Below are 24002 nucleotides of genomic sequence, written 5' to 3' on the forward strand. Positions count from 1 at the left end.
TAGTGACAGACATCGACTGCGCGGCGTGAAGCCCCCGCAGAGTGGACAAGTGCGGGCGCCGGGAAGGCGCGCCGGGAACCTTGGTGCATGCAGCCCGGCCGGGATGGCAGGGCGCGGCGCCTGGGCGGAATAGGCCTGCATGGAAGTTCAAACCCACAGTCCGAGCACGGGCAACCCGGAACTGGATGCCGGCTGGGCCCTGCTGCCTGCCGAATCGCCGCTGGTCATGCCCGAGCAGAGCCTGGGCGAGGGCGCGCTGAAGGTGCGCCGCCACCGCACCTCGCCGCGCCTGATCGGCCTGCGCCGCCTGTACATCCTGGGCGGCACGGCCGTGATGACCGCCGCCGCCACCCGCATGATGTGGCGGGTGCTGTCGGGCAATGGCATCAGCGTGCTGGAAGCCTGCCTGCTGGTGCTGTTCGTCGGCCTGTTCGCCTGGATCGCGCTGTCCTTCGCCAGTGCCGTGGCCGGCTTCCTGACCGCGGTGTTCGACCGTGGCTACCGCCTGGGCATCGACCCGGACAAGCCGCTGCCGGTGGTGCACAGCCGGACCGCGCTGCTGATGCCCACCTACAACGAAGATCCGCGCCGCCTGCTGGCCGGCCTGCGTGCCATCTATGAATCGGTGGCGGCCACCGGCCAGTTGCAGCGCTTCGATTTCTTCGTGCTCAGCGACACCCGCCGCGAGGACATCGCCCGCGCCGAAGAGGTGGTGTTCAACGAACTGCGCGAGCTGGTGCCCGACGGCCAGGTGCGCTTGTTCTACCGCCGCCGCAGCGACAACAGCGGCCGCAAGGCCGGCAACATCGCCGATTGGGTGCGCCGCTTCGGCGGTGCCTACCCGCAGATGCTGATCCTGGACGCCGACAGCCTGATGACCGGCGACAGCATCGTGCGCCTGGTGGCCGGCATGGAACACAACGCCGACGTCGGCCTGATCCAGACCCTGCCGTCGGTGATCGGCGGTCGTACGTTGTTCGCCCGCATGCAGCAGTTCGGCGGCCGCGTGTACGGCCCGGTCATCGCCCGCGGCGTGGCCTGGTGGCACGGTGCCGAGAGCAATTACTGGGGCCACAACGCAATCATCCGCACCCGCGCCTTCGCCGACCACGCCGGGCTGCCGGCGCTGCCGGGGCGCAAGCCCTTCGGCGGCCACGTGCTCAGCCACGATTTCGTGGAAGCCGCGCTGATGCGCCGCGGTGGCTGGGCCGCGCACATGGTGCCGTACCTGGGCGGCAGCTATGAGGAAGGCCCGCCCACCCTGACCGATCTGCTGGTGCGCGACCGCCGCTGGTGCCAGGGCAACCTGCAGCACGGCAAGGTAGTGGGCAGCCGTGGCCTGCACTGGATCAGCCGGGTGCACATGCTGATCGGCATCGGCCATTACTTCACCGCGCCGATGTGGGGCATGCTGATGCTGATCGGCATCGCCATCCCGCTGTTCCAGGAAGGCATCGATTTCAACGCGGTGCTGCATTTGTCGCCCAGCGTCTACTGGCGTGCGCAGGATGAAGTGCAGGTGGTGCGGCTGTTCGGCGCCACCATGGCCGTGCTGCTGATGCCCAAGGTGCTGGGCTACCTGGCCATGCTGCTGGACCCGGTGGACCGCCGTGGCTGTGGCGGTGCGATCCGTGCGTTCGTGTCGATGCTGGTGGAAACCGTGCTGGCGGCGCTGATGGCGCCGGTGGTGATGTACGTGCAGTCGCGCGGCGTGGCCGAAGTGCTGTCCGGGCGCGATTCGGGCTGGGATGCGCAGCAGCGCGACGACGGCGGCATTTCCTGGTGGGCGCTGGTACGCGGCTACGGCGGGCTGGGCCTGTTCGGCGCGTTCATGGGCCTGCTGGCGTGGGCCGTGTCGCCGTCACTGGCGGCCTGGATGGCGCCGGTGGTGATCGGCATGGTGCTGGCCATTCCGGTGGTGGCGCTGACCTCCTCGCGCGCGCCCGGTGCCTTCCTGCATCGCCTGGGCCTGCTGGATATTCCCGAAGAGAATCTGCCGCCGCCGGTACTGGTGCGCGCCGCGCAGCTGCGCCGCGAGGCTGCCGAACAGCCGCCGCTGTACTGATCCCCGCGTGGCACCGGCATAATGCGGCTCGAACGTACAGGAGCCGCAACATGCTGCAAACGGTGGAACAGGAAACCGGCGCTTCGCCGCAGTGGTCGGTCATCTGGCTGCACGGCCTGGGCGCCGACGGCCACGACTTCGCACCCATCGTGCCGGAACTGGTACGCCCGCACTGGCCAGCGCTGCGCTTCGTGTTCCCGCACGCGCCGGTGCGGCCGATCACCATCAACAACGGCGTGCCGATGCGGGGCTGGTACGACATCGTGGGCATGGACTTCCGTTCGCGCGCCGACATGGCCGGCGTGCGTGAATCGATGGCGCAGCTGGACGCGCTGATCGCCCGCGAGATCGAGCGCGGCATCGCCGCCGACCACATCTTCCTGGCGGGCTTCTCGCAGGGTGGGGCGGTGATCCTGAGCGCCGCGCTGGCGCGCACCGCACCGCTGGCCGGCCTGATCGCGCTGTCCACCTACCTGCCCGACGCGCAGAGCGCCACCCGTGTGGAAGGCGCCGTGGATGTGCCGGTGTTCATGGCCCACGGCACTGGCGATCCGGTCATTCCGCTGCCGGTGGCCGAGCACAGCGCGCAGGTGCTGCGCGATCTGGGGCTGCAGCCGCAGTGGCACAGCTACCCGATGGCCCACCAGGTCTGCGCCGAGGAAATCGACGCGCTGGGCGATTGGCTGCAGCAACGGCTGGGCGTGGCCTGAGCCATGGCCGCTGCCAGCGCCGCCCCATGGATGCCGGAACTGTGCCGCCTGCCGCGGCTGGCCGCCATGCTGGGCCTGGCCGAGCTGGTGGTGGTGGTGCTGGCGCTGGCGCCCGATGGCAGCCGGCACTGGACGCTGGGCGAGCTGGCTTCGGCCAGCGGCTTCGCCCTGTGGCTGGCGCTGGCCGTCAGCATCAGCCTGTGTGCGCTGCGGCGGCCGTTGTCACGCCTGCCCGAATCGCTGGGCGCGGTCGCCGCCGTGGCCCTGGCGGCGCTGATCGCCGTGGCCTGCGCGGCCATCATCCATGCGCTGTATGCCGTCCTGGGTGACAACTTCACGCGTGGCATCAGCTTCCTGCGCTTCACCCTGGGCAGTGCCGCCACCACCGCGCTGATCACCGCGCTGGCGCTGCGCTATTTCTATGTGAGTGATCGCTGGGCCGCGCAGCTGCGGGCCAATGCACGCGCACAGGCCGATGCGCTGCAGGCGCGCATCCGCCCGCACTTCCTGTTCAACAGCATGAACCTGATCGCCAGCCTGCTGCACCGTGACCCGGCCGTGGCCGAGCGCGCGGTGCTGGATCTGTCCGATCTGTTCCGTGCGGCGCTGGGCGCGGGCGAGGGCGATGCCACCCTGCGCGAAGAATGTGAACTGGCCGAGCGCTACCTGTCCATTGAGTCGCTGCGGTTGGGCGATCGCCTGCAGGTGCGCTGGCAACGCGACGAACCGCTGCCGTGGGAGCTGCCGATGCCACGCCTGGTGCTGCAGCCATTGGTGGAAAACGCGGTGCTGCACGGCATTTCGCGGTTGCCGGAAGGTGGCACGATTGAACTGCACCTGGCCCGGCAGGGCGATGAACTGCAGATCACCGTGCGCAATCCCGCACCTGACCCGCAGGCGCCGGGGCTGGCGCTGGCACGTGGCGCGGGCCATGCCCAGCACAGCATCGGTCATCGCCTGGCCTGGCGCTTTGGCCGCGGTGCGCGGATGACGGCGGGCTGGAGCGAAGGCTACTATGCCTGCCAGGTGACAGTGCCGATCCAATGAAGGAGCGACCGTGAGGGTGGTCATCGCCGATGACGAACCGCTGGCCCGTGAACGCCTGCGCAGCCTGCTGGCCGCGCAGGAGGGCATCGAGGTGGTGGCCGAAGCCGGCAACGGTGAGCAGGCGCTGCACGCCTGTGCGGAACTGCAACCGGACCTGGTGCTGCTGGACATCGCCATGCCGGGGCTGGATGGCCTGGAAGCGGCCCGCCACCTGGCCAGTTTCGAACCGCGCCCGGCGGTGGTGTTCTGCACGGCCTACGATGCACATGCGCTGTCGGCGTTCGAAGCGGCCGCCATCGACTACCTGATGAAGCCGGTACGCGCCGAGCGGCTGGCCGCGGCGATCGCCCGCGCGCGGACGTTCCTGGCCGGTCGTGATGGCCAGCCGCAGCACAACGGTGGCCAGGCCCGCAGCATGCTGTGCGCGCGCCTGCGCGGCAGCCTGCGCTTGATTCCGCTGGACGACATCCACTACCTGCAGGCCGAAGAGAAGTACGTGGTGGTGCACCACGCACGCGGCGAAGACCTGATCGAGGAATCGCTGAAGTCGCTGGAGGAAGAGTTCGCCAGCCGCTTCGTACGCATTCATCGCAACTGCCTGGTGGCGCGCCACGAGCTGGTGGAACTGCGGCGTGGCACGGGCGGGCAGGTGCAGGCGGTGCTGCGCCACGGCAAGCAGCCGCTGGAAGTCAGCCGCCGCTGCGTGGCGACGCTGAAGCAGGAAGTACGGCATCTGTAGGGGGGCCGCGCGGCCTGCGGCCGCGACCGCTTACGAGCAACATCTGAAGCAACAGCAACAGCAACAGCGGGTCATGGCTCGTTGTTTCTACGTGCTGGGTCGGGCCGGGGTGGGGGCGCGGGACACGCCGTTAACCCATCCATGGGGGCTCGTAGGCGCCTTGCTCGCGCGCGCAATCCTGCGCGCCCGGCAAGAGCCGAGTTGTTGTCGGGTGGGGAAAGAAATGTAGAGTCGAGCCACGCTCGACTCAGAGCGAAGCGACCCGCTTTTGCTCTTTTCTTCTGATCTTCCGTGGCGGCGGCGCACGGAAACTGTCAGTGGCCGGGGCGGTGGGGTCAGGCGGGGTGTCCGCGGCATGGATGCCGCGGCCAAGCCCCCATGGATGGGTTAACGGCGTCCCCGCCTGACCCCACCGCCCCGGCCAAGCGCGATAGATCCAGCCCACCGCACCCGCCACGAGGGGCTCCGCCGTTGGCCGTATCCGCGCCGGAGGCGCGATAATGTGCTGATGGAAACCGTCCGCATCGCCACCCGCAAGAGCCCGCTCGCCCTCTGGCAGAGCGAACACGTCGCCGACCGCCTGCGCCAGGCCCACCCGGGCCTGCACGTGGAACTGGTACCGATGAGCACCCGCGGCGATGAGGTACTGGACCGCTCGCTGGCCGCCATCGGTGGCAAGGGCCTGTTCCTGAAGGAACTGGAGCTGGCCATGCTGCGCGGTGAGGCCGATTGCGCGGTGCATTCGTTGAAGGACGTGCCGATGGAACTGGATGCGCCCTTTGCGCTGCCGGCCATGCTCACCCGGCACGACCCGGCCGATGGCTTCGTCTCCAACCTCTATGCCTCGCTGGATGCGCTGCCGATCGGTGCCCGCGTGGGTACGTCCTCGCTGCGCCGCCAGGCCCAGTTGCGCGCACTGCGCCCCGACCTGCAACTGCTGGATCTGCGCGGCAACGTGAACACGCGACTGGCCAAGCTGGACAACGGCGGCTACGACGCCATCGTGCTGGCGGTGGCTGGGCTGGAGCGTTTGGGGCTGGGCCACCGCATCGTGGCGCGCCTGCAGCCGCCGCAGTGGCTGCCCGCACCGGCGCAGGGCGCGGTGGCGGTGGAGTGTGATGGCGGCAATGCGCGCCTGATGGCCCTGTTTGCCGGCCTGGACGATGCGGGCACGCGTGCCTGCGTGGAAGCCGAGCGGGCGATGAACCGCGCGCTGCATGGCAGCTGCCACGTGCCGGTGGCGGCCATCGCGCAATGGCAGGGCGATGCTCTGCACCTGCAGGGCCTGGTGGGCAGTGCCAGCGATGGCCGCGCGGTGCGCGCCGAAGCGGTCGGGCCGGGCAGCGATCCGGACACGCTGGGCCAGCAGGTAGCGAAGATGCTGCTCGATGCCGGCGCCGGCGAACTGCTGAACGTCTGACCGAACGCGATTTCCGTAGAGTCGAGCTTGCTCGACTGCTTCTTCTGTAGCGTCGAGCCATGCTCGACTGCTGTTGGCCAAGCAGTCGAGCATGGCTCGACTCTACAAAACCGTTTCTTATTTGAACTTGTAGACCACGTTCATCGTGGTCAGCGTATCGGTCTTGCGCTTGTCGTCGGCCACGTCGCTGTTGTAACGCGCCTGCCAGCCTGCCTTCAGTGCCAGGTGCTCGTTCATGCTCACCGACACGCCGAAGTCGTTCTGGCCGAAGGTGTTGTACGAGCCCGATTCCACCAGCAGGTTGTTGATCAGGTCGGTGTTGTCGGTCAGCGAATACTTCAGCTCGAACTGGCCCTGGCCGATCAGGCCGGTACGGGTGCGGTCGTCTTCGGTGCTGTGGGTGCGGCTGACACCGGGGCCGATCAGCGCGTCGAAGTAGAAGCGCTCGGTGTTCCACAGGCGGGTACCGTAGCCCAGACCCAGCGAGCTGCGGCGGTCGTAGGTGGCGAAGTCATCGCGCTCGAAACGTACCTTGGCCGACAACTGGCGGTGTTCGCCCAGCTGCAACGCGCTGCCGGCGCTGCCGGTGTAACGGTTGGCCGTGGTGTTGGTGCGGCGCGTGGTGGTGCCGTCGTCGTTGGTTTCGGTCACCTTGGAACTGGAGCGCAGGCCGAACAGATCCATGGTGTGCACCCAGTCATCGTCGGTGTAGCGCAGGCGCAGGCTGCCGTTGAAGCTTTCGGTGCTGCTGTTGCCGCGTGCCGACGCGAAGCCCAGCTCGCCGCCGCTGCCACTCCATGGCGAGGTCATCGCCGCCAGCTCGGATGCGTCCTGCGCGTAGGCCAGCGGCGCGCACAGCAGCAGGGGGACCAGCAGGGACAAACGCAGGGACATCAAGGCTTCTCCGAAGCGGTTAACAACCGGTGATGATACTGGATGGTCGACGACAGGCCGACCCATCGCGGCGCGCGCTTCAGCAGGCGTTGCCGCCACTGCCCCATTCAGGGCAGATCGACGCGCAGCGCAGGGTCGTTGAAGCGCGAATAGCGTAGCCGCAGCTGGTAGGGGCCGTCCTGGGCGGTGCCGCTGCGCATGATCTGCCGCGGCAGGCCCTGGTCGTCCACCCAGTAATCCAGGTGTTCGCCGGGGCCGCTGCGCAGCCGGTAGTGGCGCGTGGCCACGCCGTCCAGCGATTGCTGGCCCAGGTCTTCCACCTGCAGGGCCGCCGGGTCGGCGTCGGCTGGCAGCGGGCTGCGCCACTGTTCCAGCGCGCCCGCCGGCAGCGGCACCTGGCGGATCGCGCCTTCGGCCTGCAGGAACAGCGTGTCGCCGATGATGATCTGCGCCCCGGCCGGGGTTTCCACCCGGAAGCGGTCCGGTGCCACGAAGTCCATCGCGCTGCGCACCGGGCGCGAGCCGCCGCGCACGTCCAGCTCGGCGTGGAAGCTGCGCAGGGCGGCAAAGCGCTGGCTGGCCGCCAGCACCGCCTGGGCCGCATCGGCGGCGGGAACCGGGGTGGCCGCCGTGGCTGGCGCGGGCGCGCGATCGCAGCTGGCCAGCAGCAGGCAGACCAGCAGGGGCAGGGCGGGCAACCGGCGCATCGGGCATGTCCATGGGGCAGGGGGCGTCCACGATAGCCCAAAGCCCCCACACAACGCCCGCGACTCGGACATAATCGGGGGTATGGACCGATACGAACGCATCACCGCCCTGCATCGTCTGCTCAAGTCCGCTCGCTACCCGGTGACGGTGGCGACGCTGCAGGACAAGCTTGCCTGTTCCCGCGCCACCGTCTACCGCGACCTGGCCTTCCTGCGCGATGCGCTGATGGCGCCGATCGAGGGCGATGGCGAGGCCGGCTTCCGCTACCAGGCCGATGAAAGCGATCGTTTCGAGCTGCCGGGCCTGTGGCTCAGCTCGGAAGAACTGCATGCCCTGCTGGCATCGCAGCACCTGCTGGCGCGCACCGGCGGCGGCGTGCTGTCGTCGGTGCTGGCGCCGCTGCAGCAGCGTATCGAGGGCCTGCTGGCGGCCCAGGCCGGCGTGTCCAGTTGGCCGGTGGACCGGGTGCGGGTCATTCCGCACCGCGGCCGCAAGTTCGACGAAGCCAGCTTCCGCACCGTGGCGTCGGCGGTGCTGGAGCGCAAGCAGCTGGCATTTGAATACCGCGCCCGCTCCACCGACGAGCCGACCCGGCGCACGGTGTCACCGCAGCGCCTGACCCACTACCGCGACAACTGGTACCTGGATGCCTGGGACCATGACCGCGAAGCCCTGCGCAGTTTCGCCGTGGATCGCGTGTACAAGGCGCGGGTGGTGGACGAGGGCGCCAGGGACGTGGCCGACACCGAACTGGACGAGCAGCTGGGCGCAAGCTACGGCATCTTCTCCGGCGCGCCCAAGGGCTGGGCGACCATCCTGTTCAGCGCCAAGGCGGCGCGCTGGGTGGCCGATGAGCACTGGCATTCCAAGCAGCAGGGGCGTTTCCTGCCCGACGGCCGCTACGAACTGAAAGTGCCCTACAGTGTCTCGCGCGAACTGCTGATGGACGTGCTGCACTACGGCTCCGACGCCGAGATCGTCGAACCGGTGATGCTGCGCGAGCAGGCCAAGGCGCTGCTTGACCTGGCCCTGAGCAACTACGAAAAATCCTGACCCTCCCCCCGAGAGACCCCCTGCACCCATGAAGAAGACCCTGTTGCTGCCCCTGTTCGCCGCTGCGCTGGCCCTGACCGCCTGCGGCAAGTCCGGTGAGCCCTCGCAGAAACTGGTGGTGGCCGCCACGGCGGTGCCGCACGCGGAGATCCTGGAGGTGGTCAAGCCGATCCTGAAGCAGGAAGGCGTGGAACTGGACGTGCGCGTGTTCAACGACTACGTGCAGCCCAACGACCAGCTGGTGCAGAAGCAGGTGGACGCCAATTACTTCCAGACCGAGCCGTACCTGGATGCCTACAACCGCGATCGCAAGACCGACCTGACCAAGGTGATCGGCGTGCACATCGAGCCCTTCGGTGCGTACTCGCGCAAGGTGAAGTCGCTGGCCGAGCTGCGCGAAGGTGCCGACGTGGTCATTCCCAACGATCCCAGCAACAACAGCCGCGCGCTGATCCTGCTGCACAAGGCCGGGGTGATCGAGCTGAAGGACCCGACCAACGCGCTTTCCACCCAGCGCGACATCGTGTCCAACCCGAAGAAGTTGAAGTTCCGTGAGCTGGATTCGGCCATGCTGCCGCGCGTGCTGGACCAGGTGGACCTGGCCCTGATCAACACCAACTACGCGCTGGATGCCGGCCTGAACCCGACCCAGGATGCACTGGCGATCGAGAGCAAGGATTCGCCGTACGTGAACTTCCTGGTGGCGCGCCCGGACAACAAGGACGATGCGCGCGTGCAGAAGCTGGCCAAGGCGCTCACCAGCCCGCAGGTGAAGACCTTCATCGAAACCAAGTACAAGGGCTCGGTGCTGCCGGCGTTCTGATGTTGGGGTAGCGCCGGGCCATGCCCGGCGTATCCGGGATTCGCCGGGCATGGCCCGGCGCTACCTATCTCAATCGACGTGGAAGGCCAGGGTTGCGGCCACGGCCTGCTGCCAGCCGGCGTACAGTTTTTCCCGGCGGGCCGCCTCCATCTGCGGCTCGAAGCGCCGGTCCAGGCCCCACTGCGCGGCAATCTGCTCGCGGCTTTCCCAGAACCCCACCGCCAGCCCGGCCAGATAGGCCGCGCCCAGCGCGGTGGTTTCGGTCAACCGCGGCCGCAGCAACGGCACGCCCAGGATGTCGGCCTGGAACCCGGCCAGGAAATCATTGGCGATCGCGCCGCCATCGGCGCGCAGCTCGCTCAGCGCGATGCCGGCGTCGGACTGCATGGCATCCAGCACGTCGCGGGTCTGGTAGGCCATGGCCTCCAGCGCGGCCCGTGCGAAATGCGCCTTGCTGGTGCCACGCGACAGGCCGAACATCGCCCCGCGCACGTCACTGCGCCAATAGGGCGCGCCCAGGCCCACGAAGGCCGGCACCAGGTACACGCCGCCACTGTCGGGCACCTGCGCAGCCAGCGCCTGGCTCTGGCTGGCATGGTCGATCATGCGCAGGCCGTCGCGCAGCCACTGCACCACCGAACCGGCCACGAAGATCGAGCCCTCCAGGGCGTATTCCACCTTGCCGTGCAGGCCCCAGGCGATGGTGGTCAGCAGGCCGTTGCGTGAACGCACGGCCTGGTCACCGGTGTGCATCAACATGAAGCAGCCGGTGCCATAGGTGTTCTTCACCCGGCCCGGGCTGAAGCAGGCCTGGCCGAACAGCGCTGCCTGCTGGTCGCCGGCGATGCCGGCAATGGGAATGGGGTGGTCGAAGAAGAACTGCGGCCGCGTATGCGCATACACCGCACTGGAATCGCGCACCTGCGGCAGCATGGCGCGCGGGATGTCCAGCAGTGCCAGCAGGTCATCGTCCCAGTCCAGCGTGTGGATGTTGAACAGCAGCGTGCGTGCGGCGTTGCTGTAGTCGGTCACGTGGGCCTGGCCGCCGCTCAGGTTCCACACCAGCCAGCTGTCGATGGTGCCGAACAGCAGTTCGCCGCGCTCGGCGCGCTGCTGCGCACCGGGCACATGGTCCAGGATCCAGCGCACCTTGGTGGCCGAAAAATAGGCGTCGATCAGCAGCCCGGTGCGCTCGCGCACCAGCGCCTCGTGGCCGTCCGCGCGCAGGCGCTCGCAGATGGCCTGGCTTTGCCGCGACTGCCAGACAATGGCGTTGTGGATCGGCTGGCCGGTGGCGCGGTCCCACACCACGGTTGTCTCGCGCTGGTTGGTGATGCCCAGCGCGGCGATCTGGCGCGGATCGATCTGTTCGCGGCTGAGCAGTTCGGTCAGCGTGGCATAGACGCTGGTGAGGATCTCGCGTGGGTCATGTTCGACCCAGCCGGGCTGCGGAAAGATCTGCGCGAACTCGCGCTGTGCGCTGCCGACGATATCGCCGGCGTGATCGAACAGGATGGCGCGTGAACTGGTGGTGCCCTGGTCGATGGCCAGCACGTAGCGGGGCGTCATGGAGCGTCTCCGGTGGCGATGGGGAAATCCTACGGCATCGCGATGGAAGGGGCGGTGTGCGGGATTGCCGGGGAATCGAATGGACGGCGTGGTGTGGGATTGCCGGGGAGCCGTAGAGTCGAGCTTGCTCGACTGCTTTCCACGGCAGTCGAGCAAGCTCGACTCTACGAAGCGGGCAGTCGAGCAAGCTCGACTCTACGAAGCGGGCAGTCGAGCAAGCTCGACTCTACGAAGCGGGAAGTCGAGCAAGCTCGACTCTACCGGCCGTGCATCCGGGTCTGCAGGTGCGCTGCCTGCGCTGCATCCAGGCGCAGGCCGAGCTTGCTCCTGCGCCACAGCACATCTTCTGCAGTGCGTGCCCATTCGTGTTCGCGCAGGAACGCCACTTCGCGTGCATGCAGGCCGGCACCGAAGTCTTCGCCCAGCGCAGGCAGGTCACGCGCATCGCCCAGCAGTTCGGCGCTGCGGCTGCCGTAGGCGTGGGCCCAACGGTGCGCCAGGTCGGCGGGCAGCCATGGGGCGCGCTGCTGCAGCTGCGCCGTGGCATCTGCGGCGTCACCCCAGTCGCTGCCGGGCAGGGCGGGGCCGTGCGCGGTCCAGGCCGGGCCCATCTGCGGCAGCGCGCCGCGCAGCAGCTCCAGCGTCTGTTCGGCCAGCACGCGGTAGGTGGTCAGCTTGCCGCCCAGCACGTGCAGCGCGGGCGCGCCGTCGTCCTGCAGCTGCAGCCGGTAGTCGCGGCTCAGGCGTGCTGCGCGCGGGTCCGGGTCGGCCAGCAGAGGGCGCACGCCGGCGAACTGCCAGACCACCTGCGATGGCGTGACCGCATCGCGCAGGTAGCGGCTGGCTGCAGCGCACAGGTAGTCGATTTCTTCAGGCAGCACCATGCAGCGTGCCGGGTCGCCGCGATAGTCGGTATCGGTGGTGCCGACCAGCAGATGGTCGCTGGCAAAGGGCAGCAGGAACACCACGCGGCCATCGGGCTGCTGCAGCAGGCAGGCGCTGTGGCTGGGCCAGGGCCGGCGCAGCACGATGTGGCTGCCCTGCACCAGGCGCAGCGCTGGGGCGCCACTGTCCCCGTGCATCTGCTGCAGCAGGCTGCCCGCCCACGGGCCGGCGGCGTTCACCACCGCCCGGGCGTGCACGGCGAAGGGCGGTTCGGCGGCGGTCTGCAGCTGCGCCTGCCAATGCGTGCCGTGCTGCTGCACCTGCAGGCAGCGGGTGCCGGTCAGGATGCGTGCGCCGCGGCCGGCGGCATCGAGTGCATTGAGCAGCACCAGGCGCGCATCATCCACCTGTGCGTCGGCGTAGCTGAAACCGTGGTGCAGATGCGGTTGCAGCAGGGCGCCGATCGGGTCGGCCTGCAGGTTTACTGCGGTGGCGGCGGGAAAGGACGGGCTGCGCTGGCCCAGGTGGTCGTACAGCCACAGGCCCAGCCGCAGCATCCAGCGCGGCCGCAGATGCGGTTCCCACGGCAGCACGAAGCGCAGTGGCTGCACCAGGAAGGGCGCCTGTCGGCGGACGATCTCGCGTTCGCTCAAGGCCTTGCGCACCAGCGCGAATTCGCCCTGTTCCAGGTAGCGCAGGCCACCGTGGATCAGCTTGCTGCTGGCGCTGGAAGTGTGCGCGGCCAGATCGTGCTGTTCGCACAGCAGCACGCGCAGGCCACGGCCGCTGGCATCACGGGCGATGCCGGCACCGTTGATGCCGCCGCCGATCACCAGCAGGTCTACCTCGTGCATGGGGCTCCCGTGTGTCCAGGTAGAGTCGAGCTTGCTCGACTGACTCCCGCGTAGAGTCGAGCTTGCTCGACTGCTGGAGAAACAGTCGAGCAAGCTCGACTCTACCGAACAGGGCAGTCGAGCAAGCTCGACTCTACCGAATGCGGGTGACGGAAACGACGACGGGCCCCGCAGGGCCCGTCGCGTTATTGCAGTGAAGCGGGTACGTGCTTAGAAGCGGGCACCGATACCGAAGCCCACGGTCCACGGGTCGATCTTGGCTTCACCCACCTTCACGCCATCGATCTTCACGTCCGGGCGCGAGCGCATGTAGCGCGCGTCGGCACGGGCGAACCAGGTGGAATTGATGTTCATGTCCACGCCGACGGTACCGATCACGCCCTTGGCATCCTTCAGGCGGATGTCCGAGGTGCTGCCATCGGACAGCGATTCATTGCTGAATGCCGACTGGAAGTAGCCCACGCCCACGAACGGACGGAACACGTTGTCAGCCTGGCCGAAGTGGTACTGGCCGCTCAGTGCGACCGGCTGCTGCTCGACGCTGCCCAGGCGGGCATTGCCCGGGCCCTTCACGCGGTGGTCGAACTTGTCGGCAGCGCCCCACAGTTCAACGGCCCAGTTGTCGTTGACGTAGTAGCTGAAGCTGACGGTCGGCGCCGGGCCGCCATCGACCTTCTTCACGCCTTCGATCGGATCGTTCTTCGGCTGCAGCAGCGTCACCCCGCCAACCACGGCAAAATGCTTGCCCGAGGCGGTGTCGGTGCTGCTGCTGTCCTGGGCGAAAGCGGCCGGCGCAAAGGCGGCGGAAGTCAGCAGGGCGAGGCTCAGAATACGGATGGAGCGCATGGGGGAATCTCCTGATGTTTCTTGTTTTGGGCCCCCGGTTGCGGGGCGAGCACACCGTAGTCGCCCCAACATGAATCGAATCCGACGCGCGTTAAAAAATGGTTTTCCTTGTTCAGCGAGCAGCGCGAAAGCGCTGTTTCAAAGGGGTTTTTGATGCAGCGTGATGTTCATGCTGTTGGAGATGATGTGAGTGTCGAACACCTGTGCATCGGCTTTCCTGCGCAGGTGAACGACGACTGTCGCGTGTTGTTGCTGGGTTCGATGCCGGGCGTGGCATCGCTGCAGGAACAGCAGTACTACGCGCATCCGCGCAATCGCTTCTGGCCGCTGCTGGGCGCGCTGTGCGGTTTCGATGCGGACCTGCCCTACGCGCAGCGCCTGCACGCGCTGGCCGCCGCGCGGGTGGGGCTGTGGGATGTGATCGGCCAGTGCCAGCGGCGCGGCAGCCTGGATGCGGACATTGTGCGTGGCAGCGAAGTGCCCAATGCGCTGCCTGCGTTGATCGCCGCCCTGCCGTCGCTGGTGCTGATCGGCTGCAATGGTGCCGCCGCGGCGCAGGCCTTCCGGCGCTGGGTGCTGCCGCAGCTGGTGGCGCCGCCGCCGGTGCTGGCCTTGCCTTCCACCAGCCCGGCCAATGCCGCCTGGTCCTTGCCCCGCCTGCGCCAGGCCTGGCAGCCGGTGGCCGACGCACTGGCGACATGAAGCGGACATCGGCGGGACAATACGCTACCCACTGGAAGGCCGCGCAGGCCCGTGGCAACAGCGTGTCCCGGTGGCGTGCGTACTGAAAACACTTGTAACGGTTGGCGCTGGCCCCCGCTGGCCGCACAATAGACGTTTCCCTACACCAGATTGCCGGAGTTATCCCCATGGCCGAAATCAAGGAAGCACTTGTCCCCGATATCGGTGACTACAGCGATATCCCGGTAATCGAGGTGCTTGTCGCCGTCGGCGATACGGTCAAGAAGGACCAGGGCCTGGTCACGCTGGAAAGCGACAAGGCCACGATGGAAGTCCCGTCCTCGGTCGCCGGTGTGGTCAAGGAAATCAAGGTCAAGGTCGGCGACAACCTGTCCGAGGGCAAGGTCGTGGCGCTGATCGAAGTGGCCGAAGGCGAAGCCGCCAAGCCCGCCGCTGCCGCCCCGGCTCCGGCCAAGGCCGCTGCCCCGGCTGCCGCCACCCAGAGCGCGCCGGCCCCGGCCGCTGCTGCCCCGGCCGCCCCGGCCGCCAGTGGCGGTGCGGTGGAAGCCCTGGTGCCGGACATCGGTGATTACACCGACATCCCGGTCATTGAAGTGCTGGTCGCCGTGGGCGACACGGTGAAGAAGGACCAGGGCCTGGTCACGCTGGAAAGCGACAAGGCCACCATGGAAGTGCCGTCCTCGGTCGCCGGTGTGGTCAAGGCACTGAAGGTCAAGGTCGGCGACACTCTGTCGCAGGGTGCCGTGGTCGCCATCATCGAAGCTGAGGGCGCCGCCGCTCCGGCCGCTGCTGCCCCGGCCCCGGTGGCTGCCGCGCCGGCCGCCGCCCCGGCCCCGGCCCAGGTCAGCGCCCCGGCGCCGGCCGCCGCCGCCCCGTCTGCGGGCGCGCCGTCCAGCCCGCCGGTGCAGTTCAACGCCGATGGCGTGCTGCCGGCCAAGGTGCCCTATGCCACCCCGGCCGTGCGTGTGTTCGCCCGCGAACTGGGCGTGGACCTGCTGCAGATCAGCGGCACCGAAAAGGGTGGCCGCATCACCAAGGGTGACGTGCAGAAGTTCGTCAAGGCCGCGCTCAGCGGTGGCGTGCCGGCTGCCGGTGGTGCCGCCGTGGCCGCCGGTGGTGGCCTGAACCTGCTGCCGTGGCCGAAGGTCGACTTCAGCAAGTTCGGCGAAACCGAAGTGCAGCCGCTGTCGCGCATCAAGAAGATCTCCGGCGCGAACCTGGCCCGCAACTGGGCGATGATTCCGCACGTCACCCAGTTCGAACAGGCCGACATCACCGACCTGGAAGGCCTGCGCGTGGCGCTGAACAAGGAAAACGAGAAGGCCGGCATCAAGCTGACCATGCTCGCCTTCCTCATCAAGGCCAGCGCCGCGGCACTGAAGAAGTTCCCGGAATTCAACGCTTCGCTCGATGCCAGCGGTGAAAACCTGACCCTGAAGAAGTACTTCCACATCGGCTTTGCCGCCGATACGCCGAACGGCCTGGTCGTGCCGGTCATCCGCGACGTGGACAAGAAGGGCGTGGTGCAGATCGCGCAGGAAACCGGCGAACTGGCCAAGAAGGCGCGCGACGGCAAGCTGGGCCCGGCCGACATGAGTGGCGGCTGCTTCTCGATCAGCTCGCTGGGCGGCATCGGTGGCACCGCGTTCACCCCGATCGTCAATGCACCGGAAGTGGCCATCCTGGGCGTGTCCAAGTCCTCCATCCAGCCGGTCTGGAATGGCAAGGAATTCGCGCCGAAGCTGATGCTGCCGCTGTCGCTGAGCTACGACCACCGCGTCATCGATGGCGCCCTGGCCGCACGCTTCACCACGTACCTGTCGCAGGTACTGGCCGACATGCGCCGCGTGCTGCTGTAAGGCCGCGCTTCGCCCCCACCGTGCGGCCGCTGCCCCTGGCGCGGCCGCGTGAACAGATGCAGTGACAGCCCGCCGGCCCGCCCGGCCGGGCACGAGGAAAACCACCATGGCCACGATTGAAGTCAAGGTTCCCGACATCGGCGATTACAGCGATGTGCCGGTGATCGAAGTGTTGGTCGCCGTCGGCGACACGGTGAAGAAGGACCAGGGCCTGGTGACCCTGGAATCGGACAAGGCCACCCTGGAAGTGCCGTCGTCGGCCGCCGGTGTGGTCAAGGAAATCAAGGTCAAGCTGGGCGACACGCTGTCCGAAGGCGCCGTGGTCGTGCTGCTGGACGCTGAAGGCGCCGCCGAAGCCCCGGCCAAGGCCGCCGCGCCGGCCCCGGCTGCGGCCGCCCCGGCCAGCAAGCCGCCGGTGACCCCGTCGCACCGCGCCCCGGCCGAGCCGGCGGCACCGAAGCCGGCGCTGTCCAGCGGCAAGCCGGCCGACATCGAATGCGAAATGGTCGTGCTGGGCTCGGGCCCGGGCGGCTACACCGCCGCCTTCCGCGCCGCCGACGTCGGCCTGGACACGGTGCTGGTCGAGCGTTACGCCAGCCTCGGCGGCGTCTGCCTCAACGTGGGCTGCATTCCGTCCAAGGCGCTGCTGCACGCCGCTGCGGTCATCGACGAAGTGGCCCATGCCGGTGATTTCGGCGTCGAGTTCGGCAAGCCGACCATCACTCTGGACAAGCTGCGCCAGTACAAGGAAAAGGTCGTCAACCAGCTGACCAAGGGCCTGGCCGGCATGGCCAAGCAGCGCAAGGTCCGCAGCGTGCAGGGCGTGGGCAAGTTTGTTTCCGCCAACGAGCTGGAAATCACCGCCGCTGACGGCAGCACCCAGCTGCTGCGCTTCCAGAAGTGCATCATCGCCGCCGGTTCGCAGGCGGTGAAGCTGCCGAACTTCCCGTGGGACGACAAGCGCGTGATGGATTCCACCGACGCGCTGGAGCTGGCCGAAGTGCCGGGCTCGCTGCTGGTTGTCGGCGGCGGCATCATCGGCCTGGAAATGGCCACCGTGTATGGCGCGCTGGGCAGCAAGGTCACCGTGGTCGAGTTCATGGACCAGCTGATGCCGGGCGCCGACAAGGACCTGGTCAAGCCGCTGGCCGACCGCCTGAAGAAGCAGGGCATTGAAGTGCACCTGAAGACCAAGGCGTCCGGCGTCACCGCCGATGGCAAGGGCATCACCGTCACCTTCGAGGCCGCCGAGGAAGGCCAGGCGCCGGCATTGGCGCAGGGCACCTTCGACCGCGTGCTGGTGGCCGTGGGCCGCTCGCCGAACGGCAAGAAGATCGATGCCGAGAAGGCCGGCGTGCAGGTCACCGATCGCGGCTTCATTCCGGTCGACCGGCAGATGCGCACCAACGTGCCGCACATCTTTGCCATCGGCGATATCGTCGGCAACCCGATGCTGGCCCACAAGGCCACGCACGAGGGCAAGCTGGCCGCCGAAGTGGCTGCCGGCCACAAGAAGGAATGGGTTGCCCGGGTGATCCCGTCGGTGGCCTACACCAACCCGGAAATTGCCTGGGTGGGCGTGACCGAGACCGAAGCCAAGGCAAAGGGCCTGAAGGTTGGCGTGGCCAAGTTCCCGTGGGCCGCCAGCGGCCGCGCGATCGGCATCGGCCGTACCGAAGGCTTCACCAAACTGATCTTCGACGAAGAGACCCACCGCATCATCGGTGGTGCCATCGTCGGCGTGCATGCCGGTGACCTGCTGGCCGAAATCGGCCTGGCCATCGAAATGGGTGCCGAAGCCGAAGACATCGGCCACACCATCCACGCGCACCCGACGCTGAGCGAATCGGTGGCAATGGCCTCGGAAATCTACGACGGCACCATCACCGATCTGTACATGCCGAAGAAGAAGTAACGCGCTCGCGCGCTGTAAACAAAAACCCGGCGAAAGCCGGGTTTTTTGTTGCCTGAAGCATGCGTGGGGCTTCGGTTGCTGCTGTGGCGAGGGTCGGGGCCGCGCCGCGGGTGGCCGGCATTCCGGCAAATGTCCCCCGGCCGCCGCTTGGCGGCGCCAGCCTCCTCCTTGAATTTGCCCGAATGCCTGCCACCCGCGATGCGGCTCGGCTTTCGGCGGACAGAAAGCCGCGCCCTCCACAGCCCGCGCCCGACACACCATCAGCCACGCGTTCTACACGGGAACACAAAAAAACGCGGCGCCTGGTTGCCCGGGCGCCGCGTTGGAGAGAGAGAGCGGTAACGCTTAGAAGCTGACGCTGATGCCGGCCACCGGGCCCTTGAATTCCTGCTTCAGGCCGATGGTGCCGTCGCTGCCCTTCTGGTCCACGTCCAGCTTGAACCAGTCGTAGCCGGCGAACACGCCGAAGTTGTCGGTGAAGCGGTAATCAACGATGGCATTGGCGCGGCTCAGGTCGCCCTTGTAGTCGTCGAAGCTGCCCCAGCGGGTGTTCAGGTACTGGCCCTGCAGGGTGATCATCCACTTTTCCGACGGGGTGAAGCTCAGTCGCGCACCGACCACCGGCGCCACGCCGTCGGCCTTCTCGTCCAGGAACTGGCCTTCATACACGGTGCCCAGATCGGCATAGCCCTTGGTGCTGACCTTGGCGTACTCGGCACCCAGCTGCAGGCCCAGGTCGAACTTCTCGGTGTCCACCACCGAGTAGTCGTACACCAGGCTGGCCACCTGGTACTTCAGTTCGGCCTTGACGAAGCTGTCGGCCGGCACGTTGACGTCACCGAAGGTGATGTCCTGGCCCAGCGTCTCGCGGCGGTCCTTGTCGTACTTGAAGTAGTTGAACAGCAGGCGCTGGCGGTCGCTGATGCGGAACATGCCGTCGATGCGCGGTTCCCATTCCTTGCCGCCCAGCTTGAAGTCCTCGGAGAAGCCGATGTCCTGTCCGGCCACGTTGGTCTGGCCACGCAGCGTGTTGTCCGAATCGATGTTCATCGCACCCAGGCGCAGGGCGAAGCGGTCATCGCCTTCCGCAGCTTGGGCGGACGAAGCGAAGGAAGCGCCAGCGGCGAGCAGCGAGAGGGCGAGCAGGGTGGGTACGGAGCGCATCAGAGAGTCCTTGCGGTGGTTCATTCGGGATGAAAGCCACTGTGCCGGACGCGCGCGTCCACCCTACGTGAACGTATGGTCCACGTTGCGTGGACGGTTCAGCGCGGTCATGACGTTGCAAAGAAGATGGCCCCGGAGCGCGCTTCGGGGCCATCCTGGGACCTGCTGGGCGGAGCATCGACGAGGAAGTGCAGCAGGCAGGTCGAAAGGTCAGACTGCAGGCGTGCGGGAAAGTTCCCGGCCGTGCGACCAAAGTTCAATGCGCTGCGCTGCAGCATGCGGCGGACGCCATTGTCCCCCTGCTGGGCCGTAAAAAACCTGCCGTTCCCGCAACTTGCGGCTTCCGGGATGAACAGGCAGCGGTTGTCTCGCAAATTGTCCCATTGCTATAATTTGGCGGCTCGATGAGGCACCCCCTGTTTTAGCGGCCTCAGCCATTCACTTGTAACCACGTGGGACGTCCTGTGCTGAACTCCGTTGAAGCGGGTCGGCGACTGATGCTGCGCGCCGCGGTCTACCCGCTGGCTGCAGTCGCTGTGCTGGCTCTGGCCTTCCTCCTGGTAGGGCCGAAGTACGCCCTTGGCGCCCTGGCGTCCGGGGTGGCGATCTCGGCCGGTGGCTGGGTCGCGGCACGGATGGCGCTCAGTGGTGGGGCGGTGGCAGCGGGTTCGGCGATGGCGCGGCTGATTGTCGCGATTGTCGCCAAGTGGGTCGTGGTTTTCGGCGTCCTGCTGGTGGGGTTCCTGGTCTTCAAGCTGCCTGCATTGGCGCTGCTGGCCGGTATCGCCGTCGGTTTGATGTTCCAGGTCCTGGCCATGGCCAGGCGTTGACAAAAATTCAATTAACGAAGGTTCCGGACACATGGCGGGCGAGGCTCTAACCCCTACCAGCTACATCCAGCATCACCTGCAGAACCTGACCGCCCCGGTCGGTAACGGCGAAGGGATGTTCTGGCACATCCACGTCGATACGTTCCTCACCGCGGTCCTGATGGGCCTGGTGATCGTGGTCGCGTTCTGGCTGGGCACCCGCAAGGCCACCGCTGGCGTGCCGGGCAAGTGGCAGGCCTTCGTGGAAATCTGCCTGGAGTTCGTCGACCGCCAGGCCAAGGACACCTACCACGGCAAGAGCAAGCTGGTCACGCCGATCGCCATCACCATCTTCTTCTGGATTCTGCTGATGAATCTGCTGAAGATGATCCCGGCCGATTTCATCGCCAAGCCGCTGGAAATGGCCGGTATCCACTACTGGAAGCCGGTGCCGACCGCTGACGTCAACGCCACCCTGGGCATGGCCTTCAGCGTGTTCTTCCTGATGCTGTTCTTCGCCCTGCGTGCGAAGGGCCTGGGCGGTTTCATCAAGGAATTCCTGACGGCGCCGTTCGGCAAGTGGATGATGCCGTTCAACCTGATCCTCAACATCGTCGAGTGGCTGAGCAAGCCGATCTCGCTGGCGATGCGACTGTTCGGCAACATGTTCGGCGGCGAAATCGTGTTCCTGCTGATCTGGGTGCTGGGTGGTGCCGGTTTCTTCGGTGCCATTGCCGGTGGTGCGTTCGGCCTTGGCTGGATGCTGTTCCACCTGCTGGTGATCCCGCTGCAGGCCTTCATCTTCATGATGCTGTCGATCGTGTACCTGAGCCTGTCGGAAGACGCTCACTAAAGTTCCAAGCTTCAACGCGTTTCAACCTTCATCCGTTTCATCACCCTTAGCAACTTAGTTCCTGGAGATAACCATGTACTTCGCCGTCCTGACCAACTTCGCGCAGATTCAGAGCTCCACCGCCCTTGCCGTCGGCATCATGATCGGCCTGGCCGCGCTGGGCGCCGGTCTGGGTCTGGCCATCATGGCTGGTAAGTTCCTGGAGTCGGCCGCCCGCCAGCCGGAACTGATCCCGGTCCTGCAGGTCCGCATGTTCATCACCGCCGGCCTGATCGACGCCGCGTTCATCATCTCGGTCGCCGTCGGCCTGCTGCTGGCCTTCGCCAACCCGCTGTCGGCCGCCTTCGCTGGCGCCGTCACCAAGGCTCTGGCCGGCTGATACAGCGGTTTGAGACGACCGGGTGCTGATGCACCCGGTTTCGGATGAAGGTCCGGGTGCGCCGCTCCGGCGGCGCATCCACCCCGAAACCAGCGATCGAGCTAACCATGAATATCAATTTCACCCTTCTTGCGCAGGCGCTCGCCTTCGCTGGTCTGATCTGGATCATCGCGACCAAGATCTGGCCGCCGCTGATGAACGCGATCGAAGAGCGCCAGCAGAAGATTGCTGAAGGCCTCGCCGCTGCCGACCGCAGCCAGAAAGATCTGGCCCAGGCGCAGGAAAAGGTCAACGAAGCACTGAAGGACGCACGCACCAAGGCCAACGAGATCATCGACCAGGCCCACGCGCGCGCCAACCAGATCGTCGACGCTGCCCGTACCGAAGCGATCACCGAAGCCACCCGTCAGAAGGAACTGGCCCAGGCTGAAATCGACGCCGCCGCCAACCGTGCCCGTGAAGATCTGCGCAAGCAGGTGTCCGCGCTGGCCGTGACCGGTGCCGAAAAGCTGCTCAAGCGCGAAATCGACGCCAACGCCCACAAGGCGCTGCTCGACGAGCTGGCCTCGGAGATCTAAGGATGAGCCAGGCCCTCACGCTTGCCCGCCCGTACGCCCGCGCCGCCTTCGCGACCGCGCGCGACGAAGGCACGTTCGCGCCGTGGTCGGACGCCCTCGCGTTCTCCGCCCACGTCGCCGCCGACCCGCGCGTGGCGGCCCTGCTCGCCAACCCGGAGCTGGGTCGTGACGACGCCGTCGCCCTGCTGGCGCCGGTGAACCACGGCGAAAGCTACTCGCGTTTCCTGGCCATCCTGGCCGAATCGCATCGTCTGCCGCTGCTGCCGGAAATCGCCGGCATGTACGACGCCCTGCGCGCCGAAGCCGAACAGGTGGTCAAGGCCACCGTGACCTCGGCCGCCGAACTGTCGGCCGGCGAGCTGGACGCGATCAAGGTCGCGCTGCGCAAGCGCTTCAACCGCGAGGTCGATGTGACCACCGCGGTGGATGCCTCGCTGATCGGCGGCGCCGTGATCGATGCCGGCGACGTGGTCATTGATGGTTCGCTGAAGGGCAAGCTGGCCCGTCTGCAGACCGCGCTCGCTAACTGAATTCATTTAACGTCCGGCCCCGCTGCCGGCACTAGGACTTGACGATGGCAACCACGCTCAACCCCTCCGAAATCAGCGAACTGATCAAGAACCGCATCGAGAAGGTCAAGCTGGCCGCGGAATCGCGCAACGAAGGCACCGTGACCAGCGTGTCCGACGGCATCGTGCGCATCTTCGGTCTGGCCGACGTGATGCAGGGCGAAATGATCGAACTGCCGAACAACACCTTCGCCCTGGCCCTGAACCTGGAGCGCGACTCGGTCGGCGCCGTGGTCCTGGGTGACTACGAGAACCTGCGCGAAGGCGACGTCGCCAAGACCACCGGTCGCATCCTGGAAGTGCCGGTCGGTCCGGAACTGCTGGGCCGCGTGGTGAACGCCCTGGGCGAACCGATCGACGGCAAGGGCCCGCTGGGCACCGACGTCACCGCCCCGGTGGAGCGCGTTGCTCCGGGCGTGATCTGGCGCAAGTCGGTCGACCAGCCGGTGCAGACCGGTTACAAGTCGGTCGACTCGATGATCCCGATCGGCCGTGGCCAGCGCGAGCTGATCATCGGCGACCGCCAGACCGGCAAGACCGCCATGGCCATCGATGCGGTGATCAACCAGAAGGGCACCGGCATCAAGTGCGTGTACGTTGCGATCGGCCAGAAGGCTTCGACCATCGCCAACATCGTGCGCAAGCTGGAAGAGAACGGCGCGCTGGCCCACACCATCGTGGTTGCCGCTACCGCTTCCGAATCGGCTGCCATGCAGTACATCAGCGCCTACTCGGGCTGCACCATGGGTGAGTACTTCATGGACCGCGGCGAAGACGCGCTGATCGTGTACGACGATCTGTCCAAGCAGGCCGTGGCCTACCGCCAGATCTCGCTGCTGCTGAAGCGCCCGCCGGGCCGTGAAGCCTACCCGGGTGACGTGTTCTACCTGCACTCGCGCCTGCTGGAACGCGCTGCCCGCGTGTCCGAGGAATACGTCGAGAAGTTCACCGAAGGCAAGGTCACCGGCAAGACCGGTTCGCTGACCGCGCTGCCGATCATCGAAACCCAGGCCGGCGACGTGTCCGCCTTCGTTCCGACCAACGTGATCTCGATCACCGACGGCCAGATCTTCCTGGAAACCGACCTGTTCAACGCCGGCATCCGCCCGGCCGTGAACGCCGGTATCTCGGTGTCGCGCGTCGGTGGCTCGGCCCAGACCAAGATCATCAAGAAGCTGTCGGGCGGCATCCGTATCTCGCTGGCCCAGTACCGTGAACTGGCTGCGTTCGCGCAGTTCGCCTCGGACCTGGACGAAGCGACCCGCAAGCAGCTGGAGCGCGGCCAGCGCGTGACCGAGCTGATGAAGCAGAAGCAGTACGCGCCGATGTCCATCGCCAACCAGGCGCTGTCGATCTACGCCGTCAACGAGGGCTACCTGGACGACGTGCCGGTCAACAAGCTGCTGGCGTTCGAAGAAGGCCTGCACGCCCACTTCGCCAACACCCAGGGCGAACTGGTCAGCAAGGTCAACGCCACCGGCGGCTGGGACAACGACATCGAAGGTGCCTTCAAGAAGGGCATCGCCGAGTTCAAGACCACCGGCAGCTGGTAATCGCGGTC

At 67.1% G+C, this 24002-nt stretch carries 22 protein-coding genes; 16 read left to right on the plus strand and 6 right to left on the minus strand.

Annotated features, from left to right (window positions below; translation table 11 throughout):
• The first annotated feature begins 139 nt into the window (after positions 1-139).
• The 5 genes from mdoH to hemC all read left to right on the plus strand — a co-directional run bounded on the left by mdoH (position 140) and on the right by hemC (position 5981).
• The gene (mdoH, locus tag G4G00_RS06160) at positions 140-2065 is read left to right on the plus strand and encodes a glucans biosynthesis glucosyltransferase MdoH (RefSeq protein WP_164271928.1); all 1926 of its coding nucleotides are present in this window, start codon (positions 140-142) and stop codon (positions 2063-2065) included.
• 50 nt (positions 2066-2115) lie between these two features.
• On the plus strand, positions 2116-2775 hold the full coding sequence (locus G4G00_RS06165) for an alpha/beta hydrolase (RefSeq protein WP_108750351.1): 660 nt from the start codon (positions 2116-2118) through the stop codon (positions 2773-2775).
• Positions 2776-2778: 3 nt separating this feature from the next.
• Positions 2779-3822 (plus strand): sensor histidine kinase, encoded by a 1044-nt coding sequence (locus tag G4G00_RS06170; RefSeq protein WP_199911383.1) that lies wholly within the window; start codon positions 2779-2781, stop codon positions 3820-3822.
• 10 nt (positions 3823-3832) lie between these two features.
• A complete protein-coding gene (locus G4G00_RS06175; RefSeq protein ID WP_108750352.1) occupies positions 3833-4561 on the plus strand; it encodes a LytTR family DNA-binding domain-containing protein in 729 nt (242 codons plus the stop codon).
• A gap of 508 nt (positions 4562-5069) precedes the next feature.
• A complete protein-coding gene (hemC, locus tag G4G00_RS06180; RefSeq protein WP_164271931.1) occupies positions 5070-5981 on the plus strand; it encodes a hydroxymethylbilane synthase in 912 nt (303 codons plus the stop codon).
• Positions 5982-6098: 117 nt separating this feature from the next.
• Here the strand turns inward: hemC and G4G00_RS06185 are convergent, their stop codons facing one another.
• Both G4G00_RS06185 and G4G00_RS06190 read right to left on the minus strand, forming a co-directional pair.
• Positions 6099-6875, minus strand: coding sequence for a DUF481 domain-containing protein (locus tag G4G00_RS06185; protein WP_108754249.1), 777 nt, complete (start codon positions 6873-6875; stop codon positions 6099-6101).
• Between the two features lie 107 nt (positions 6876-6982).
• Positions 6983-7582, minus strand: coding sequence for a hypothetical protein (locus G4G00_RS06190; protein WP_164271934.1), 600 nt, complete (start codon positions 7580-7582; stop codon positions 6983-6985).
• 82 nt (positions 7583-7664) lie between these two features.
• Here G4G00_RS06190 and G4G00_RS06195 point away from each other — a divergent pair, with 82 nt between their 5' ends.
• Both G4G00_RS06195 and G4G00_RS06200 read left to right on the plus strand, forming a co-directional pair.
• On the plus strand, positions 7665-8636 hold the full coding sequence (locus G4G00_RS06195; RefSeq protein ID WP_108750356.1) for a YafY family protein: 972 nt from the start codon (positions 7665-7667) through the stop codon (positions 8634-8636).
• A 28-nt stretch (positions 8637-8664) separates the two neighbouring features.
• The gene (locus tag G4G00_RS06200; RefSeq protein ID WP_108754247.1) at positions 8665-9459 is read left to right on the plus strand and encodes a MetQ/NlpA family ABC transporter substrate-binding protein; all 795 of its coding nucleotides are present in this window, start codon (positions 8665-8667) and stop codon (positions 9457-9459) included.
• A gap of 69 nt (positions 9460-9528) precedes the next feature.
• Here G4G00_RS06200 and glpK read toward each other — a convergent pair whose 3' ends face one another.
• From glpK to G4G00_RS06215, 3 genes are all read right to left on the minus strand, one after another.
• Entirely contained in the window at positions 9529-11028 is a 1500-nt protein-coding gene (gene glpK, locus G4G00_RS06205) for a glycerol kinase GlpK (protein ID WP_108754246.1), read from the minus strand.
• Positions 11029-11285: 257 nt separating this feature from the next.
• Positions 11286-12767 (minus strand): glycerol-3-phosphate dehydrogenase, encoded by a 1482-nt coding sequence (glpD, locus tag G4G00_RS06210; protein ID WP_164271937.1) that lies wholly within the window; start codon positions 12765-12767, stop codon positions 11286-11288.
• 210 nt (positions 12768-12977) lie between these two features.
• Positions 12978-13613: an OmpW family outer membrane protein gene (locus G4G00_RS06215; RefSeq protein ID WP_108754244.1), complete on the minus strand. Its 636-nt coding sequence runs from the start codon at positions 13611-13613 to the stop codon at positions 12978-12980.
• A gap of 153 nt (positions 13614-13766) precedes the next feature.
• Between G4G00_RS06215 and G4G00_RS06220 the strand changes: the two genes are divergently transcribed.
• From G4G00_RS06220 to lpdA, 3 genes are all read left to right on the plus strand, one after another.
• Complete coding sequence (locus G4G00_RS06220; RefSeq protein WP_205515526.1) at positions 13767-14315, plus strand: DNA-deoxyinosine glycosylase; 549 nt, start codon at positions 13767-13769, stop codon at positions 14313-14315.
• A gap of 167 nt (positions 14316-14482) precedes the next feature.
• Entirely contained in the window at positions 14483-16174 is a 1692-nt protein-coding gene (gene aceF / locus G4G00_RS06225) for a dihydrolipoyllysine-residue acetyltransferase (RefSeq protein ID WP_164271944.1), read from the plus strand.
• 106 nt (positions 16175-16280) lie between these two features.
• The gene (gene lpdA / locus G4G00_RS06230) at positions 16281-18089 is read left to right on the plus strand and encodes a dihydrolipoyl dehydrogenase (protein WP_164271946.1); all 1809 of its coding nucleotides are present in this window, start codon (positions 16281-16283) and stop codon (positions 18087-18089) included.
• A 345-nt stretch (positions 18090-18434) separates the two neighbouring features.
• On the opposite strand, the gene G4G00_RS06235 is transcribed toward lpdA, so the two are convergent.
• Complete coding sequence (locus tag G4G00_RS06235) at positions 18435-19253, minus strand: hypothetical protein (protein ID WP_108754240.1); 819 nt, start codon at positions 19251-19253, stop codon at positions 18435-18437.
• Positions 19254-19750: 497 nt separating this feature from the next.
• Between G4G00_RS06235 and G4G00_RS06240 the strand changes: the two genes are divergently transcribed.
• From G4G00_RS06240 to atpA, 6 genes are all read left to right on the plus strand, one after another.
• Positions 19751-20083, plus strand: a complete 333-nt coding sequence (locus G4G00_RS06240; protein WP_057496518.1) for a hypothetical protein — start codon at positions 19751-19753, stop codon at positions 20081-20083.
• A 31-nt stretch (positions 20084-20114) separates the two neighbouring features.
• Positions 20115-20915 carry a F0F1 ATP synthase subunit A gene (gene atpB, locus G4G00_RS06245; protein WP_108750365.1) on the plus strand — a complete coding sequence of 267 codons (801 nt, stop codon included), beginning with the start codon at positions 20115-20117 and terminating at the stop codon, positions 20913-20915.
• Positions 20916-20988: 73 nt separating this feature from the next.
• Positions 20989-21294: a F0F1 ATP synthase subunit C gene (gene atpE / locus G4G00_RS06250; RefSeq protein WP_005411133.1), complete on the plus strand. Its 306-nt coding sequence runs from the start codon at positions 20989-20991 to the stop codon at positions 21292-21294.
• A gap of 107 nt (positions 21295-21401) precedes the next feature.
• The gene (locus G4G00_RS06255; protein ID WP_108750366.1) at positions 21402-21872 is read left to right on the plus strand and encodes a F0F1 ATP synthase subunit B; all 471 of its coding nucleotides are present in this window, start codon (positions 21402-21404) and stop codon (positions 21870-21872) included.
• 2 nt (positions 21873-21874) lie between these two features.
• Entirely contained in the window at positions 21875-22402 is a 528-nt protein-coding gene (locus tag G4G00_RS06260; protein ID WP_108754239.1) for a F0F1 ATP synthase subunit delta, read from the plus strand.
• Between the two features lie 44 nt (positions 22403-22446).
• Complete coding sequence (atpA, locus tag G4G00_RS06265) at positions 22447-23994, plus strand: F0F1 ATP synthase subunit alpha (RefSeq protein ID WP_108754238.1); 1548 nt, start codon at positions 22447-22449, stop codon at positions 23992-23994.
• Positions 23995-24002 lie beyond the last annotated feature (8 nt).

It is taken from the genome of Stenotrophomonas sp. B1-1 (assembly GCF_010894375.1).
GTDB lineage: Bacteria > Pseudomonadota > Gammaproteobacteria > Xanthomonadales > Xanthomonadaceae > Stenotrophomonas.